Origin of the sequence: Thiohalobacter thiocyanaticus (assembly GCF_003932505.1) — a bacterium.
Classification (GTDB): domain Bacteria; phylum Pseudomonadota; class Gammaproteobacteria; order Thiohalobacterales; family Thiohalobacteraceae; genus Thiohalobacter; species Thiohalobacter thiocyanaticus.
The window spans coordinates 114,228-131,583 of record NZ_QZMU01000002.1; the positions used below are offsets into that span (position 1 = coordinate 114,228).

17 protein-coding genes and 2 pseudogenes are annotated in these 17,356 nt (G+C 65.0%); 4 read left to right on the plus strand and 15 right to left on the minus strand.

The genetic code is table 11. The features are described from left to right. Positions 1–16: 16 nt before the first annotated feature. The 5 genes and pseudogenes from recJ to alaC all read right to left on the minus strand — a co-directional run bounded on the left by recJ (position 17) and on the right by alaC (position 6,917). Positions 17–1,763, minus strand: a pseudogene (gene recJ, locus D6C00_RS14745) (single-stranded-DNA-specific exonuclease RecJ). Positions 1,764–1,869: 106 nt separating this feature from the next. Beyond that, complete coding sequence (locus D6C00_RS14750; protein ID WP_125182584.1) at positions 1,870–2,910, minus strand: hypothetical protein; 1,041 nt, start codon at positions 2,908–2,910, stop codon at positions 1,870–1,872. Then, positions 2,879–4,033 carry a threonine synthase gene (thrC, locus tag D6C00_RS14755; RefSeq protein ID WP_125182585.1) on the minus strand — a complete coding sequence of 385 codons (1,155 nt, stop codon included), beginning with the start codon at positions 4,031–4,033 and terminating at the stop codon, positions 2,879–2,881. Before thrC ends, D6C00_RS14750 begins: the two co-directional genes overlap by 32 nt. Before the next feature lie 158 nt (positions 4,034–4,191). Next, positions 4,192–5,508 carry a homoserine dehydrogenase gene (locus D6C00_RS14760; protein ID WP_125182586.1) on the minus strand — a complete coding sequence of 439 codons (1,317 nt, stop codon included), beginning with the start codon at positions 5,506–5,508 and terminating at the stop codon, positions 4,192–4,194. A 209-nt stretch (positions 5,509–5,717) separates the two neighbouring features. Continuing rightward, positions 5,718–6,917 (minus strand): alanine transaminase, encoded by a 1,200-nt coding sequence (alaC, locus tag D6C00_RS14765; protein ID WP_177433230.1) that lies wholly within the window; start codon positions 6,915–6,917, stop codon positions 5,718–5,720. A 337-nt stretch (positions 6,918–7,254) separates the two neighbouring features. Between alaC and D6C00_RS14770 the strand changes: the two genes are divergently transcribed. Then, positions 7,255–7,626, plus strand: a complete 372-nt coding sequence (locus D6C00_RS14770) for an Mth938-like domain-containing protein (protein WP_241546958.1) — start codon at positions 7,255–7,257, stop codon at positions 7,624–7,626. A 241-nt stretch (positions 7,627–7,867) separates the two neighbouring features. Here the strand turns inward: D6C00_RS14770 and rpoS are convergent, their stop codons facing one another. The 4 genes and pseudogenes from rpoS to surE form a co-directional block, all read right to left on the minus strand. After that, positions 7,868–8,833, minus strand: a complete 966-nt coding sequence (rpoS, locus tag D6C00_RS14775; protein ID WP_399361415.1) for an RNA polymerase sigma factor RpoS — start codon at positions 8,831–8,833, stop codon at positions 7,868–7,870. A 67-nt stretch (positions 8,834–8,900) separates the two neighbouring features. Further along, on the minus strand, positions 8,901–9,068 hold the full coding sequence (locus tag D6C00_RS16215) for a peptidoglycan DD-metalloendopeptidase family protein (RefSeq protein ID WP_241546959.1): 168 nt from the start codon (positions 9,066–9,068) through the stop codon (positions 8,901–8,903). A gap of 40 nt (positions 9,069–9,108) precedes the next feature. Beyond that, a pseudogene (locus D6C00_RS14780) lies at positions 9,109–9,693 on the minus strand (LysM peptidoglycan-binding domain-containing protein); the annotation flags it as partial. Between the two features lie 1,264 nt (positions 9,694–10,957). Further along, on the minus strand, positions 10,958–11,701 hold the full coding sequence (surE, locus tag D6C00_RS14790) for a 5'/3'-nucleotidase SurE (protein ID WP_125182590.1): 744 nt from the start codon (positions 11,699–11,701) through the stop codon (positions 10,958–10,960). Positions 11,702–11,804: 103 nt separating this feature from the next. Here surE and D6C00_RS14795 point away from each other — a divergent pair, with 103 nt between their 5' ends. Beyond that, positions 11,805–12,362 (plus strand): Smr/MutS family protein, encoded by a 558-nt coding sequence (locus D6C00_RS14795; RefSeq protein ID WP_125182591.1) that lies wholly within the window; start codon positions 11,805–11,807, stop codon positions 12,360–12,362. 111 nt (positions 12,363–12,473) lie between these two features. Here the strand turns inward: D6C00_RS14795 and truD are convergent, their stop codons facing one another. Further along, positions 12,474–13,490 carry a tRNA pseudouridine(13) synthase TruD gene (truD, locus tag D6C00_RS14800; RefSeq protein ID WP_125182592.1) on the minus strand — a complete coding sequence of 339 codons (1,017 nt, stop codon included), beginning with the start codon at positions 13,488–13,490 and terminating at the stop codon, positions 12,474–12,476. A 161-nt stretch (positions 13,491–13,651) separates the two neighbouring features. On the opposite strand from truD, the gene D6C00_RS14805 reads away from it, so the two are divergent. Next, entirely contained in the window at positions 13,652–14,389 is a 738-nt protein-coding gene (locus D6C00_RS14805) for a DUF72 domain-containing protein (protein ID WP_125182593.1), read from the plus strand. 131 nt (positions 14,390–14,520) lie between these two features. Next, positions 14,521–14,886: a hypothetical protein gene (locus D6C00_RS14810; RefSeq protein ID WP_125182594.1), complete on the plus strand. Its 366-nt coding sequence runs from the start codon at positions 14,521–14,523 to the stop codon at positions 14,884–14,886. Here D6C00_RS14810 and D6C00_RS14815 read toward each other — a convergent pair whose 3' ends face one another. The 5 genes from D6C00_RS14815 to ispD all read right to left on the minus strand — a co-directional run bounded on the left by D6C00_RS14815 (position 14,887) and on the right by ispD (position 17,319). Beyond that, positions 14,887–15,498, minus strand: coding sequence for a transglycosylase SLT domain-containing protein (locus D6C00_RS14815; protein ID WP_170165465.1), 612 nt, complete (start codon positions 15,496–15,498; stop codon positions 14,887–14,889). A 122-nt stretch (positions 15,499–15,620) separates the two neighbouring features. Then, positions 15,621–15,854, minus strand: coding sequence for a type II toxin-antitoxin system BrnA family antitoxin (gene brnA, locus D6C00_RS14820; protein WP_125182596.1), 234 nt, complete (start codon positions 15,852–15,854; stop codon positions 15,621–15,623). Next, positions 15,844–16,107 carry a BrnT family toxin gene (locus D6C00_RS14825; RefSeq protein ID WP_125182597.1) on the minus strand — a complete coding sequence of 88 codons (264 nt, stop codon included), beginning with the start codon at positions 16,105–16,107 and terminating at the stop codon, positions 15,844–15,846. Before D6C00_RS14825 ends, brnA begins: the two co-directional genes overlap by 11 nt. 31 nt (positions 16,108–16,138) lie before the next feature. Then, entirely contained in the window at positions 16,139–16,615 is a 477-nt protein-coding gene (gene ispF, locus D6C00_RS14830; protein WP_125182598.1) for a 2-C-methyl-D-erythritol 2,4-cyclodiphosphate synthase, read from the minus strand. Next, a complete protein-coding gene (gene ispD / locus D6C00_RS14835; protein WP_125182599.1) occupies positions 16,612–17,319 on the minus strand; it encodes a 2-C-methyl-D-erythritol 4-phosphate cytidylyltransferase in 708 nt (235 codons plus the stop codon). The genes ispF and ispD overlap by 4 nt, the downstream gene beginning before the upstream one ends. Positions 17,320–17,356: the final 37 nt, after the last annotated feature.

Sequence of the window (17,356 nt, forward strand, 5' to 3'; positions counted from 1 at the left end):
GGATCCGTATGCGGGGTCACAGCGGTTCGATGTGTTCCACCACCAATTGTAGACTGCATTGGCCGCGAAAGGCATTGCTGTCGGCACGGTAGGCCAGGCGCAGTTCCGCGCCCGGTTCCAGCACATGCTGTGCCGCCGCGTGAAAGGCGATGGCATCCAGGTTCCGGCCGGAGCGTGGCTCGCGCAGCTGCAGCTTGAGGTGGTGCTCTCCGACCACGCGCTGACCGACCAGCTCGAAATCACCGTCGAACACCGGTTCGGGGAAGGCCTGGCCCCAGGGGCCGCCGGCCCGCAGCAGTTCGGCCGTCTCCAGGGTCAGTTCCTCGGCTTCGAGCTCGCCGTCACTGTAGACCACACCATGCAGTGCGCTTTCGTCCAGGTGCCGGCGCACCTCGGCATCGAAGGCGGTCCTGAACGCCTCCAGCGCGGACTCGGCCAGACTCAGGCCGGCGGCCATGGCATGCCCGCCGAACTTGTCGACGAGGCCCGGATGCCGGGCCGCGACCGCGTCCAGCACGTCCCGGATATGGAGCCCCGGTACCGAACGGGCCGAGCCCTTGAGTTCATTCCCGCTGGCCCGGGCAAAGGCGATCACCGGACGGTGCCAGGCCTCCTTGACCCGTGCGGCCAGGATGCCGATCACACCCTGATGCCAGTCCGGGTTGTACAGACAGACACCCACCGGCAGTTCGGCCGCTTCGTCCAGATGCAGTGTTTCCAGCTCGCGCAGCGCCTCCTCTTTCATCCGTGTCTCGACCTCGCGCCGCTCGCGGTTCAGCCCGTCCAGGGTGGCGGCCAGCTGCCGCGCCTCGGCCATTGAATCGGCCAGCAGACAGTCAATGCCGATGCGCATGTCCTCCATGCGGCCGGCGGCATTGAGCCGCGGTCCCGCGGCAAAGCCCAGGTCGGATGCGACACAGCGGCCCGGATCGCGCCCGGCCGCCTGCAGCAGGGCGGTAATGCCCGGCACGCACTGACCGGCGCGGATGCGCCGCAGGCCCTGCTCGACCAGGATACGATTGTTGTGATCCAGCGGCACCACGTCGGCCACCGTGCCCAGCGCGACCAGATCCAGCAACCCGGCCAGGCTGGGTTCCTCGATGCCGCGATGCGCGAACCAGCCGGTCTCGCGCAGCCGGGCGCGCAGGGCCGACATGACATAGAAGGCCACGCCCACTCCGGCCAGGTGCTTGCTGGGGAAGGGATCCCCCGGCAGGTTGGGATTGACGATGGCCTCGGCCGGGGGGCAGCACCGCGCCCGGCAGGTGGTGATCGGTCACCAGCACCTGCACGCCGGCGGCCTGGGCGGCGGCAACGCCCTGGTGGCTGGATACGCCGTTATCCACCGTCATGATCAGGTCGGGCCGGCGTTCAAGTGCAACGTCGACGATCTCCGGCGTGAGCCCGTAGCCGTATTCGAAGCGGTTGGGCACCAGGAACTCGACCTCGCGCGCCCCCAGGGCGCGCAGCGCCCGCACACAGAGCGCACTGCTGGTCGCCCCGTCGGCATCGAAATCACCCACGATCAGAATATGCCGGTCGTTGATCAGCGCCTGCTCCAGCAGATCGACCGCCGTGGTCAGACCGCCCAGCTGCTCCGGCCGGTGCAGGCGGTTCAGTACATGCTCCAGTTCCTCGGGCCGCCGGATCCCGCGCGCGGCATAGACGCGACGCAGCACGGCCGGCAGGCTGTCCGGCAGTTCGGCGGGATTGACCTGCGGCTCGCGTCGGACGATGCGTTTGTGGTGGGCGGGAAGTGTCATGGAATTGATATTTGTATGCTCTCGTGGCTGTAGGCTGGGATAAGGGCCAGACGGCGCGTTTCCGGCATTCGTCCCGGATTGCCGGGAACGCTACGCTTTACCCGGCCTACGACTGCATATATGTGGTCAGCGGCCTGGCACGGCGCCAGAACCTCCAGCGATACCGGCGGCGGTAATGAAAAACCGATCCGTTGCAGGGCAGCAGATTGACCCGGTTCACCCTGCCTGAATTCACGGCTGCAAACAGCGGCTGGAACCAGGCGGTCTCCAGTTCCATAACGGACTGTCGCCAGTGTTCGAGATCCAGATAGGCAAGCGGCAGCAGCAGTCCCGGCAGGTGGATCCAGTGGTGTCCCGGACCAACCGAAGCCAGCCAGTGAGCGGGATCGGCAGGCAGTTGCCGGGAATTCACCGACAGGTGCCGGCCCATGCCCTGCACCAGCGGGTCATCGGCCCACAGGGTTTTGACCTCCGTGTGGCCATCGACGAGCTCGCCCTCGCCCCAGAGCCAGACGCCGTTGATCATGGGCCGGCCGGCCTGCTGGCGTTGCTGGTTCGCGGGCTGCTGGAACAGCAGCATCTGCCACTCGTTCAGTAACGCATGCCAGCGGACGCGCCCGGGTCCCCGCGGCAGCAGGGGATCGATGTCGCGGCCGCGGGCATGCTGCAACGGCGTCGTCTCGATATCGATACCGCCCGGCACATGCAGATACCAGTGTTCCGGCGTCACGCACTCCAGGCGCATGCCACTGTCCGCCTCGAAGGCATTGAAGGCTTCGCACAAGGCATGCGCCTCCCCGGCAGTGACATTCAAGTCGGCATCGAACAGAAGCACCCGGTCCTGGTCGGCACGCAGATGCACCGGGTCGGCGCAGAGCAGATCCCCCGGTCCACCCATGCCGCCGGTCTCCGCCAGATAGCGCAGCCGCGCAGCGGGCAGCGCCGCGCGCGGATAACCCCCCAGATCGGCGAGCGCCTCGAACAGTTCCCGCGGCCCCCGACCCCGGTCGGCGCGCGCCAGCAGCCGGCACAGGGCCGGCAGTGCTGGCAGGTCGAGATCCGTCGGATCGACGCCGGGCAGCGGCCCCAGCAGACCCGGAACGCAGAGACTCAGTTCAATTGTCTTCCATCCCCTTGAGGATGGCATCGCGCACCGCGTCCAGGGTGGCATCGATGGTCAGCATGGTGCCGTCAGCCTGGCACTGGCTGATGGCCGTATCCGGATCCTTCAGACCGTTGCCAGTCAGGGTGCAGACGATGGAACTGCCCTCCGGGATCTTGCCGTTCTCCACGTCCCGCAGGGCACCGGCCAGCGAGGCGGCCGAAGCCGGCTCGCAGAAAACGCCTTCGTTCTGGGCCAGCAGTTTCTGCGCGGCCAGGATCTCCGCGTCGGTGCATTCGTCGAACCAACCGCCGGATTCCTCCTTGACCTTCCAGGCCTGATCCCAGGACTGGGGATGGCCGATACGGATGGCCGTGGCCACGGTATCGGGATCATCCACCATGGCGCCGCGCATGAAGGGCGCGCTGCCCGCGGCCTGATAGCCGACCATTTTCGGCCGATTGCCGACGATCGCCCCGCCGGCGTAAGGACAACGCCCCTTGCAGAAGGTGCAGGCCTCGGTCACATGATCGCCCGAACCGGAGGAATACTCGCAGTAGCCGATCCAGTGGGCGGTGATGTTGCCGGCGTTGCCCACCGGCAGACAGTGATAGTCCGGCGCCCGGCCCAGTTCCTCGACGATCTCGAAGGCGGCCGTCTTCTGGCCCTGCAGGCGGTAGGGATTGATGGAATTGACAATGGTCACGGGCGCGGCCTCGGCCACCTCCTTGACCAGCCTCATGCCGGCGTCGAAGTTGCCGCGGATCTGCAGTACCACCGCGCCGTGCATCATGGCCTGGGCCAGCTTGCCCATGGCGATCTTGCCCTCCGGGATCAGCACGAAGGCGGTGATGCCGGCGCGCCCGGCATAGGCCGCAGCGGACGCGGAGGTGTTGCCGGTGGAGGCACAGATGATGGCCTTGCTGCCCTCCTCCACCGCGCGGGTCACGGCCATGGTCATGCCGCGGTCCTTGAACGACCCGGTCGGGTTCAGGCCCTCGAACTTGACGTAGATGTCGACCTCTTTGCCGATCACACGCGGGATGTTGTTCAACCGGATCAGCGGCGTGTTGCCCTCGCCCAGGCTGATGATGCGGGTGTCGTCATGGACGGGCAGCCGGTCGCGGTACTTGTCGATCAGACCGGTATAGCGGGTACGGAATGGCATGGTGGGCCCTCGGTTTGTTTATCCTGAATCCATTGTTAACCGCCAAGGCGCCAAGGACGCCAGGAAAACAAAATTACAATAAATTATGCATGGCGCACTTGGCGCCTTGGCGGTTCAAAAACTTGGCGTCTTGGCGGTTCAAGAATATTCAAATCAGCTCAACTCGCATCCAGGTGTTCGAGCCGGATACGGGTAACCTTGTCCTCGATGTGCTGCAGCGCCTCGATGGCGGCGATGGCCTCGTTCATCGCGCCCTCGGTGACACGGTGGGTGAGGATGATCACCGGCACCCGGGTCGCGCCTTCCGCCGGTTCCTTCTGCAGGATGGCCTCGATGCTGATCTCGCGCTCGGCCAGAATGCGGGTCACGTCACTGAGCACGCCCGGCTTGTCCTGGGCGCACAGGCGCAGATAATAGGCCGTCTCCACCGCCTCCATGGGCAGAATGGGCGTATCCGACAATGCATCGGGCTGGAAGGCCAGATGCGGCACCCGGTTCTCGGGATCGGCGGTCAACACCCGGGTCACGTCGACGATGTCGGCCACCACCGCCGAGGCGGTGGGCTCGGAACCGGCACCGGCACCGTAATACAGGGTCGGACCGACGGCATCGCCCTTGACCAGCACGGCGTTCATCACCCCGTCCACATTGGCGATCAGGCGCCGCTCCGGGATCAGGGTCGGATGCACCCTCAGCTCGATACCCTTCGGGGTGCGGCGCGAGAAGCCAAGATGCTTGATGCGGTAGCCCAGCTCCCCGGCATAGGCCACATCGTCGCGGGTGATGTTACTGATGCCCTCGGTGTAGGTCTTGTCGAACTGCAGCGGCACGCCGAAGGCGATGGAGGCCAGGATGGTCAGCTTGTGGGCGGCGTCGATGCCCTCCACGTCGAAGGTGGGATCGGCCTCGGCGTAGCCCAGCGCCTGGGCCTCGGCCAGCACGTCGGCGAACTCGCGTCCCTTGTCGCGCATCTCGGTGAGAATGAAGTTGCCGGTGCCGTTGATGATACCGGCCAGCCATTCGATCTGATTGGCGGCCAGACCCTCGCGCACCGCCTTGATGATGGGTATGCCACCGCCGACCGCGGCCTCGAAGGCCACCATCACGCCCTTGTCCTGGGCCGCCTTGAATATCTCGTTGCCGTGCAGGGCGATCAATGCCTTGTTGGCGGTGACCACATGCTTGCCGTTCTCGATCGCCCTGAGCACCAGTTCCTTGGCGGGGGAATAACCGCCGATCAGCTCGACGATGATGTCGATGTCGGGGTCATCGACCACCTTGAAGGCATCGTCGGAGACCTGGATGCCCTCGATGCCAGGCAGACGCGTCGGGTCGTATTCACGCGCCGCGGCGTGTACGATCTCGATGCCGCGGCCGGCGCGGCGCGCGATCTCCTCGGCATTGCGCCGCAGCACGTTGAAGGTACCGCCACCGACGGTGCCCAGGCCCAGCAGGCCGACCTTGACCGGTTTCACTTCAGTTCACTCCTTGTTTTTCTGAATGGCCACGGAATACACGGAAAGACACGGAAAATAAGCAAGTCAAAGAGATCAGTGATAGACAAAAATCGTCATCCCGGCATGCGCCGGGATGACGGGAAAACCGTCAGGTATTGATGTATCAATGCGTCGTGCTCTTTCCGTGTTCTTCCGTGTATTCCGTGGCCATAGTGTCATGTATAAATTCATCCCGCCGACGCCTTCTTCTGGTCGCGGCGGAACATGTCGCGGATACCGCGCACGGCCTGGCGGGTGCGGTGCTCGTTCTCGATCAGACCGAAGCGCACATAATCGTCGCCATAGTCGCCGAAGCCGATACCCGGCGAGACGGCCACCTTGGCCTCGGCCAGCAGCTTCTTGGAAAACTCCAGCGAGCCCAGATGCTGGTACTGTTCAGGGATGGGCGCCCAGACAAACATGGTCCCCTTCGGCTTTTCCACTTTCCAGCCCAGGGCGTTGAGGCCGTCGCAGAGCACGTCGCGGCGCTTGCGGTAGAGTTCGCGGATCTCCTCGACACAGTCCTGCGGCCCTTCCAGGGCGCTGATGGCCGCCACCTGGATGGGCGTGAACATGCCGTAATCGAGATAGGATTTCATCCGCGCCAGCGCGGCGACCAGGGTTTCGTTGCCGCACATGAAGCCCACGCGCCAGCCGGGCATGTTGTAACTCTTGGACAGGGAGAAGAACTCCACCGCCACCTCGCGCGCGCCCGGCACCTGCAGGATGGACGGTGCCTGGTAGCCGTCGAACACCAGATCGGCATAGGCCAGATCCTGCACCACCCAGATCTGGTGTTCGCGGGCGATGGCCACCACCCGTTCGAAGAACTCCAGGTCCACGCACTGGGTGGTCGGGTTGCCGGGAAAATTCAGCACCAGCATCTTGGGCTTGGGCCAGGAGTCCTTGATCGCCTTTTCCAGCTCTACGAAGAAGTCGATGTGCGGCACCAGCGGCACATGGCGGATATCGGCACCGGCGATCACAAAGCCGTAGGGATGGATGGGATAGGCCGGGTTGGGCACCAGCACCGCGTCGCCCGGGCCGACCGTTGCCAGGGCCAGGTGCGCCAGACCCTCCTTGGAGCCGATGGTGACGATGGCCTCGGTCTCGGGATCGAGCTCGACATCGTAGCGCTGCTTGTACCAGTTGCAGATGGCGCGGCGCAGCCGCGGGATGCCCTTGGACAGCGAATAGCGGTGGGTATCCCGACGCTGGGCGGCCTCGACCAGCTTGGCGACGATGTGATCCGGCGTGGGCTGGTCGGGATTGCCCATGCCGAAGTCGATGATATCCTCGCCCCGCGCTCGCGCCTTTGCCTTCAATTCGTTGACGATATTGAAGACATAGGGAGGAAGGCGTTTGATGCGCTGAAATTCGTCCAACAAGGCTGGGTACCCGAATGTGCGTGCTGCCGGTTGATGAAATCGAACGCTGCAATTTACTTAAATTGCGCCCAATATACAAGGGAGCGGCCCCGGAAACCCAAAACTAGCTTACTGAAATTTATAGGGTTATCTTGGACAGACTTAAGTGAGCCGGATTTCAGCCACTGCGTCATCCCCGCGCAGGCGGGGATCCAGCGTGTGTTTGCCCTCCAGGCACTGGATTCCCGCCTGCGCGGGAATGACGCAGGTATAAATTAAGTGCCACTCGGGGCCCGTTCAACAGAAGAGACATGGCCGCGGGTTGCACTCGGGCACAACGGACGTCTATCTTGTGCCCATGCACTTCGCCCAGGACAGGAATACCGGCAGCTACGCCATCCGCGGCTATGGCCCCGGCGAGATCCGGATCAACGAGGAGATCTACCGGGAAAGCCTGGTGATCTCGGCGACCCGGCTGAGCACGGACTGGCCGCCCGAGTCCATGGCCGAGCTGCGCGCCGAGCACATCGACTCACTGCTGGAGATGCAGCCGGAGATCCTGGTGCTGGGTACCGGCGCCCAGTTGCGCTTTCCCGAGGCGGCCATCCTGCATCGGGTCCAGAGCGCCGGCGTGGGGCTGGAAGTGATGGATACCGCCGCCGCCTGCCGCACCTTCGCCGTGCTCGCCTCAGAGGACCGCAATGTGGTGGCGGCGCTGATGATGATCTGAGAATGCGGGAGATGAAAAGCGTCAAACCGCGAAGGCGAAGACGGCGCGCGAAGTGTGTAGGTCGGGTTAGCGCAGCGTAACCCGACATGCTCGGGCGGGCCTTGTCGGGTTACGCCCTGCCCGGGCTAAGCCGACCTACACTGAATATGGATCTCCCGAAGTAATTTGCCTTCGCGCGCCGTCTTCGCCTTTGCGGTTTTAAGCTTCGCAGTAAACCCGATACCACGGTTATGTCGGTCACTCACCGCAGCAGCGCATCGTGCGAGAAGCCCTCGCTCTCCAGGATCTCGCGCAGTCGCCTGAGCGCATCCATCTGAATCTGGCGCACGCGTTCGCGGGTCACGCCGATCTCCCGGCCCACTTCTTCCAGGGTGCAGGTCTTGTGGCCGTGCAGGCCGAAGCGGCGTTCGACCACGTCGCGCTGCTTGGGATTGAGCTGGTCCAGCCAGAAGTCCAGATTGTCGTGGACGTCGTCATCGGCCAGCAGGTCGGAGGGATCGGGATTGTTCTCGTCCGGCAGGGCGTCGAGCAGCGAGCGGCTGGAGTCACCACCGAGCGGTGAATCCATGGAGGCGGTCTTCTCGTTCAGCCCGAGCAGGCGCTCGACATCCTCCAGCGGTTTGTCGAGCAAATCGGCGATTTCTTCGGGGGAGGGCTCGTGGTCGAGCTGCTGCGCCAGCTTGCGGGCGGCGCGCAGATAGACGTTGATCTCCTTCACGATATGGATCGGCAGACGCACGGTACGGGTCTGGTTCATCAACGCCCGCTCGATGGTCTGGCGGATCCACCAGGTCGCATAGGTGGAGAAACGGAAACCGCGCTCGGGATCGAACTTCTCCACCGCGCGGATCAGGCCCAGGTTGCCTTCCTCGATCAGGTCCAGCAGGGCCAGACCGCGGTTCATGTAACGCCGGGCGATCTTGACCACCAGGCGCAGGTTGCTCTCGATCATGCGCTTGCGACCGGATTCGTCGCCGCTCTGCGCCAGACGCGAATAGTAGACTTCTTCCTCGGCAGTCAGCAGCGGGGCGAAACCGATTTCATTCAGATACAGCCGGGTGGCGTCTATCTGATGATCCGGAACCACACCGGCTTCGAACACCACCTCCTCCGGCTCATCCCTGATCTCAGGTTCGTGTGCTTCCGGTTCTTCCTCTGCGGCACTGGTACTGGTACTGGTACTGGTACCGATGCCGGTGGAAATCATATCGACCTTTGGATTCTTTGCCATGGGACTCACCTCGCTCATCCCTTGTTATCCCAGCAAGACTGCATCAATTGCGGTGCGGCAGGTATTGCAGCGGATCCACCGGCTTGCCTTTGCGGCGGATCTCGAAGTGCAGCTGGTTCCGATTGGTTCCGCTGCTGCCCATCAGGGCCAGCACCTGCCCGGCCTTGATCACATCGCCTTCGCTGACCAGCAGCTTGTCGTGTGTGACCATAGGCACTGAGATAATCCTCATTGTGCTTGACGATGATAAGCCTCCCATAACCGACAAGTCCACTGCCGCTGTAGACGACTCTGCCCGCGGCGGCCGCGTGGATTTTCCTGCCCTTTTCCCCACTGATTGTAATGCCTTTCTTGCCCGGCGAACGGGGGTCGAAACGCCGCAGTATCCGACCCTCGACCGGCCAACTCCAGGCACTGACAGTCGCGGGATAGGCAAAGCTGTCCGGTGCGGAGGCCGGAGTGCGCGGGGCGGGACTGGATTTGACCCGGATGTCACGTTCGGGGGCAGGTGCCGGCCGTGGTGTCGGGGTCGGCGCCGGGCGGGATTCGGCCCGGGCCGCGGGCGCGGCCGGGCGCAGTCTCAGCTTCTGGTTCACATAGATGGTGTAAGGCGGGCCGATGTCGTTCCATCCGGCCAGCTGCTGGTAATCCAGGCCGTATTTCCAGGCGATGGAATACAGGCTCTCGCCGCGTTGCACGGTGTGATGGGCCGGCCGCCCGTCGGTGCCGGGCTCGCCACGCACCCCGACCGGCGCCAGCGCGCGGCCAGCACAGCAACCAGCAGTAAATACTGCCAGCAGCAGGATTCCGGCGAACTGCTGCAGCGCCCCGGGCATACCCCCTAGCAGCGCATGGACAGCACCCCGGCGCCGATTGGACCAGCCAGCCCTAGGATTCTCGATGTATTTGTGCAGTGCCGCTCAAGCCGCGGACCGCCCCCCCCCAAGCAGACCGCCCGGCCACAGAAAGAAGCGGGCGCCGCGTCCCACCGCCGAGCACCACGAAGGCGCAGAGGGCCATGGACAGGGCTCGCCGGCGCACTGGTGAAAGGACTTTATCAGGGAAGGGCGAGAAGCCGCGCTGACCACCGTCCAGAAGGCCCCACCGGCGAACCACTCCCGTGCGTGAGGTTATTGTCCCAGTAACGGACCTCGCGGATCAGGGGTTCGACCAGCTCGCAGGCGACAATCCCGATGGCATAGCCCAGGATGGCCGCCCAGCACCGCGGCGATCGTGTCAGCCCGGGCGTAGTACAAGGCCCGGTCGGCCGGGCCAGGCTCATGGGCGGCGAGACTCACGTTTCCGGCGGGATAGGGAAAAAACGATGATCGGCAAAACTCAGCCCGCCAGATAACTCGCGCATGCGGAGCGCGACAAGAGCGGCAATCACCCCGGCTGTACAGCGCCGTCGAACAGCGCAATCAGTCCGTATCCCAGCAGCGGCACGAAACTGACCAGTTCCAGATACTCCTGCTAGGCACCCCGTTACCGCGGCCGGTGGGGTGATACCGCCAGGCGTTGTCGCGGGCGCCGCGCTGGGAGCACCCAGGCGTTCACCGTGCGGGCCAGCTTGCTCCAAGCAGAGCGGTCGGGTATCGGTCTCCGCGCGCGGTCAGCAGGGATGGCCTCGAAGGGACCCTTCGGGCCCAGCCACGTTGCCGTCGGCTGTGCTGAGCTGGAACATTGTGCAGCCCAGATCGCAGGCGCTGACGCACTGGCGCAGCAGAGGACGATCGCTCGGACCGTGAAAACCTTCTCCACCGCTGGGCCAGCGCGCAGCCTGGTAGCAAGGAACTTGTTGCACACATCCAGCACCCGTTTTCGGCTTACCCTTGGAGGATCTACCTCGGTCATGACCGTGCATCGATGTAAGGTGGGAGATGGTCTGGCAGTAGATCGAGGGCAGGGCCACGGTCCTGTAGACGGCTGGGACAGGGCCTCGTACACGAAAAGGCTGGAGAGTGGTCTAGCCGCATCAACTTCAGGCAACAGCCGGGTTGCTGATTGACCTTTGCCTTGAGCAGCCGCTGCTACCAGCCGGTCTCGAGTACGTTGCGAGGTCATGCCGATGCGTCGTTTACTGTTTGCGCATCCGGGTTCCTACTGCTCCAGCCAGCCGGAGACCTTTTCCAGAGCGTCGTAGCGGGTCAGGTCCACCTGGATCGGCGTGATCGAGACCGCATGGTTCCGCACGGCATGGAAGTCCGTCCCCTGCCCCGCGTCCTGCTCGGCCCCGGCCGGGCCGACCCAGTAGATGGGCCGGCCGCGCGGATCCTCCATGCGGATCACCGGCTCGGACTTGTGTCGGTGCCCCAGCCGGGTTGCCTGGAAGCCGGCGAGATCCTCCCAGGGCACGTCGGGGACATTCACGTTGAGGATGGTATCGGCCGGCAGCGGATCGCGCTGAAGCTTGTCCACCAGCCAGCGCGCCACCCGCGCGGCGGTGTCGAAGAACTGCGGCTGGAAGGCCACGCAGGAGACCGCGATCGCCGGCAGGCCGAGGAAGCGCCCCTCCATGGCCGCGGCCACGGTACCGGAATAGAGCACGTCGTCGCCGAGGTTGGCGCCGGCGTTGATGCCCGAGACCACGATATCCGGTTCCTCTTCCACCAGGCCGGTGATGGCCAGGTGCACGCAGTCGGTCGGGGTGCCGTCGACACTGTAGAAGCCATTGTCCTGCAGGGTCATGCGCAGGGGGCTGTCCAGGGTCAGGGAATTGGAGGCGCCGCTGCGGTTGCGGTCGGGGGCGACCACAGTGATCTCACCCAGCGAGCGCATGGCCTCGGCCAGGGCCGCCAGTCCCGGCGCATGGTAGCCGTCATCGTTGCTGAGAAGCAGGTGCATAGGGTTATTCGAAAAAGTCGTGTTGTACCGGAGTGAAACTATACTGGAAGCCCGGCGACGTGTCTCATGGTCATTGCGCCGGGGTTCGTGGCAAGATGGCGCCATGAGCAAGCCGCGCCGCCCCAGACCGCCGCTCACCGACGCCGACCGGGCGCTGTTCCGGGACAGTGTCGGGCCGGTGCGCCCCCTGCGCCGGGACCGGGTCGAACTGCGCCCGCCGCCGCCGGCGCCGCGGCCGCATTTCCGCGAGCAGGACGATCTGGCCGTGCTGCGCGACCTGCTTTCCGACGAATATGACCCGGCCGAGGTCGAGACCGGCGAGGAGCTGATCTTCGCCCGGCCCGGCCTGCAGCACCGGCTGCTGAAGCGGCTGCGGCGCGGCCAGTTCGCCGTCACGGCCGAGTGCGACCTGCACGGCATGCGGGTGCCGGAGGCGCGCCAGGCGCTGGTGGAATTCCTCGGCCACTGCCGGCGCCGGCAGCAGACCTGCGTGCGCATCATCCACGGCAAGGGCCATGGCTCGGTGCAGCGCATCCCGGTGCTCAAGCACAAGGTCGCCCGCTGGCTGCAGCAGCGCGACGAGGTGCTGGCCTACTGCTCGGCCCGCCCCGTGGACGGCGGTACCGGGGCGGTGTATGTGCTGCTCAAGGCACTGCGGTGATCGCTGCCCGGCAGTGATGCAGGTCGGGTCAGCCGAAAGGCATAACCCGACGTCGGCCGGGCTCGTCGGGTTACGCTGCGCTAACCCGACCTACGTCTGCCAAACCCCCGTTCACGCCCACTCCACCAGCTGATCCAGCAGTACGGTGGCATAACTGCCGGCGGGCAGATCGAACTCCAGCCACAGGTCGCTGCCCTCCGGCGTCACCTGCAACCCCTCCACCCGCACCCGCAGGGCGCGCCGGTCCAGTTCGGGGCCGGCCCGTTCCAGGCCCTCGCGCAGCTCGGCCTCCGCGGCCAGACAGTCGGCCTCCAGGCGGGCGCATTCCCCGCTGCACAATGACTCGCCCCGCCCCCACAGGGGGCCGGTGGGGTGGACCTCCAGCGCCTTCAGCCGGGTTTCGAGCTCCGGCTCGCATTCGGGCGCGGCAAACAGGGCGCTGCGCCCGTCGAGCTGCATCACGTCACCGGCCAGGCAGCGGTCCCAGTCGCCGCGGCGCACCCTCTCGGCCAGTACCCGGTTGAACAGGAAGCTGCGCGCCGCGGACAGGTACAGGCCGCGCTTCTGGCGCGGCAGGCGCCGGCGCGGATCGGCAAACATGCGCCGGGCCGCTTCCAGGTTGCCGCCGTCGCGACCGAAGCGCTGGGCGCCGAAATAATTGGGCAGGCCGCGCACGTTCAGCAACGCGGCGCGTTCCATCAAGGCCCCGGCGTCACCGTCGAAATCGCGCAACCGCAACCGGAAACGGTTACCGCGCAGCGCGCCGCGGCGCAGCTTGCGCGAATGCCGCCGGGCCTCGACAACAGTCACACCCTCGGCCTCCAGCGCGTTCCAGTCCGGGTCCGGCCGTCCCGGCAGCTGCACCGAAAACCACTGCTCGGTCACGGCATGGCGGTCCTTGAGGCCGGCGTAGCTGACATCGCGCGGCTTCACGCCGGCCAGACGGGCCAGCTGCCCGGCCACCCAGTCGGTGTTCTGACCGCGCTTGCGTACCCACAGCCACGCGTGCTCGCCCTCCCCGGCCGGCTCGACCAGGGGCAGTTCGATGACGGCGAAATCCTCGGGCTCGACGCGCAAGCGGGCGCGACCGAGCGGGGAACCGAAGGCCGGGAGCAGATCAGAAAACATACAGCTATCCTTGTCAGGGCCTGTTAACCCAATCATTGCATAAGGTAGGTTGGGCTAGGTGCCTGGCACCGTAACCCAACATGCCGCGGGGTGTCGGGTTACGCTAGGCTAACCCGACCTACGTGCTTCCGGGTAATTCCGGCGATGGGATCAGGGCCAACATGACGGGACGGATTCATATCGGCACCTCCGGCTACCAGTACCGGCACTGGCGCGGCCCGGTGTATCCGGAGAAGCTGCCGCAGCGGGCCTGGTTCGAATACTACAGCCGACAGTTCGACACGGTCGAGATCAACAACACCTTCTACCGGCTGCCGGAGGCGGACACCTTTCGCCGCTGGCGCGCGGCCGCGCCGGCGGGCTTCGTCTATGCCCTGAAGCTCAGTCGCTATCTCACCCATGTCAAATACCTCAAGGACCCGCATCAACCGGTGCAGCACTTCCTCGAACGCGCCCGCCTGCTGGCGGAAACCCTCGGACCCCTGCTGGTCCAGCTGCCGCCACACTGGCGGCTCAACCTGCAACGGCTGGACGGCTTCATTGCCTGCCTGCCGGCGGGCTATCGCTGGACCCTGGAGTTCCGCCACCCCGACTGGCTGGACGAGCGCGTGTTCTCGCGCCTGCGGGATGCCGGGATCGGATTATGCATTCACGACCTCATCGAGGATCATCCCTTCGTCGTCACCAGCAGCTGGCTGTATCTGCGCTATCACGGTGTCGATTATGGCGAAGCCTACAGTCATCAGTATCTTACGGCGCAGGCCCGGCGACTCGGACAAGCGCAGCGCAGCGGCACCGACATCTATGCCTATTTCAACAACGACCGCGACGGCCACGCCTTCCACGACGCCGCGCGGCTCGCGCGCTATCTCGGCCACCGTGCGCCGCCGGTTTTGTGATGCCGATCACACTCAGTGGGAGAACGGACTCATATACTGGGGTCGTGTTTCGACCGCGCATCAGGGGATGAGGCCGCACTCTACCGGCACCGGGGCATGAGGCCGACGCCGGACAGTCATCGGAGTCCGACATGATCACCAGACCGGTCTGGGCACTGATCTTCAGCGCCACCCTCTTCGTCGTCGTCTCCAGCAGCATCTACCTGCGCACCCACCCGGAGGCCCTCTCCGGCCTGTTCACCCGTGAGCCCGCAGCACCGGAATACCGCCTGGGCAGCTTCTACGCCGAGGGCGCGGCAGGCAGCCAGCAGATCATGGCCATCGCCGATTTCCTGCGCGAACAGGACGGGGTGGTCTATGTGCGGATCGAAGCCGGGAATTACTTCGTGGTGAAGTTCGACCGCAACCGCTTCGACTGGCAGAACACCTGGCGCGCCATCCGCTACAACGAATGGGCCAGGTTCAGCGTGACCGATTTCGTGGTCGAGGAGCTCTGATTACCGGCACAGGGGACCGACCTGGTACCAGCGCCGGCACTGGAACCGCTCCTCGCAGCGGCGCAGCTGCGCGCCGTATTGCCGGGCCGTGTGATCCACGCGCTCGGCGACCCGCAACAGCCAGCGCTTGCCGCGCCAGGTGCCGCGCCGATAGCCGCCGTGACCCTCGTGATAGGCAAGGTAGAGATTCTTCGGGTCCCACTTGGAGATGCCGAGCAGTCTGCTGCTCTTGTGGTTGTACCAGCCGACGAAGTCCAGCGCGTCCTCCATGTCCGAGCGGCTCTTGAACAGGCCGCCGGTTTCCTTGCGATAGTCCTTCCAGGCCGGATCCTGGATCTGGGCATAGCCTTCGGCCGAGGAGGCCCGGCCCAGCGGAATGAACAGGAACCATTCGAACGGCGGCTTGGCATCGTGCCGGTAGCTGGACTCATGCCGCACGAAAGCCATCAGGATATGCGCCGGCACGCCCCACTTGTCTTCCGATGCCTGGGCATAGTCGTACCAGTCGGGGTGCTGGTCGAACACCGCGCACAGGTCGTGCTGCTGTTTCGGCGGGCTGGCGGCGCAGCCGGCCAGGGCCAACGCCAGCAGAATCATTACTGCCCGGTTCATATTCAATATGGATACAGCCATGTATTCAAACGCCCCGTCGGGTTACGCCCTTCGGGCTAACCCGACCTACGTGCGGATATTCTGCCGTAGCGGATACTGCCGCGTCACCGGGGCGGATGGATTCACTTGTTCGATGCAATCTGTTCCAGGCGCTCGGCGAGCCAGACCTTGATGATGGACTGGCGGGTCACCCCGAGTCGACTGGCTTCCCGGTCCAGGGAGTCGATCATCCAGTCGGGAAAATCCACATTGACGCGTTTCAGTTTCTGCTGGGGACGCCGGGCCCGGGACAGATCCAGGTGTGCGGTCACGTCCTTGCCGCTGTCGAATTCGCTATCGAATTTTTTAGCCTTCATACAGAGCCACCTCTTCAGCGCGGGAACGACGAACAGAAATGATGCGGATGTTTTCGCTCCGATGGTTCACCACCGCCGACCAGTGCTTGCCCGCAATTCGACCGATCGCCAGGAATCGTGGCTCATCAGAGGTTTTCGCCGGGATTTCGATGAGATCGGGATCGCTCCAGAGCTCCTGAGCCTGCTCAAAGTCGATTCCGTGCTTGTTCAGATTGGCCCGGCTTTTCTGTTCATCGAACTCGAATGAGAACATGGTATAAAAAATATACCATTCCAGCCAGGTGTCAAGCGGACGATTTGAGCAGCACCGCGGCCAGGGCGGCGATGCCCTCGCCGCGGCCGGTGAAGCCCATCTTCTCGGTGGTGGTGGCCTTGACGTTGATGCAGTCGGGGTCGACGTTCAGATCGGCGGCGATGTTGTCGCGCATGGCGTCGATGTGGGGGGCGAGTTTCGGGGCCTGGGCGATGAGGGTCAGGTCGGCGTTGATGACGCGGTAGCCCTTGTCCGTGATCTTTTCCATCACGCCGCGCAGCAGCCGCCGGCTGTCGACACCCTTGTACTGCGGATCGCTGTCGGGGAAGTGTTTGCCGATATCGCCCAGGGCGGCCGCACCCAACAGGGCGTCGCACAGGGCGTGCAGGGCCACGTCGCCGTCGGAATGGGCTTCCAGACCCCGGTCGTGAGGGATCTCGACGCCGCCCAGCACCAGCCGGCCGCCGTCCCTGAAGGCATGGGCGTCGAAGCCCTGTCCGATTCTCATAGGCGCTCCTGTTGCTGCAGGTAGAAGCCGGCCAGGGCCAGATCTTCGGGCCGGGTGATCTTGAGGTTGTCGGCGTGGCCCTCGACCAGCTTCGGCCTGAGACCCGCGGCCTCGATGGCGGAAGCCTCGTCGGTGACGGCACGGCCCGCGTCCCTGGCCTTCGCCAGCGCATCGTGCAGGGCCCTGAGGCGGAACATCTGCGGGGTCAGCGCATGCCAGATGACACTGCGATCCAGGGTAGCCACCACCCGGCCCTGCTCGTCGACCTCCTTCATGGTATCGCGCGTTGGCACGGCGAGCAGCCCGCCGACGTCGTCATCGCTGAGGGTATCGATGAGCTTGGCAAGATCCTCCCGGCGCAGGCAGGGCCGGGCGGCGTCGTGGACCAGCACCCAGTCGTCGGGGTCTGCCTGCGTGAGCAGGTTGAGAATGCCGTTCAGTACCGAGTCGCTGCGCTCGGCACCACCAGGGGCCTCGATGAGCGGACGCGGAGCGGTGTACTGCAGACTGCTCCAGTAAGGATCATCGGCACCGTGGACGACACAGACAGCCTGGATGCGCGGCTCGCCATAGAGGGCATCGAGGGTGTATTCGAGCACGCTCTGACGCCCCAGCGGCAGGTACTGCTTGGGCACCTCGGCGCCCATGCGGCGACCGATGCCGGCTGCAGGCACGACGGCCCAGTACTTCGGGGGATGGCTCATGGACGAAGCTTCCGGCGCAATCTCTTTCTGCCCCCTC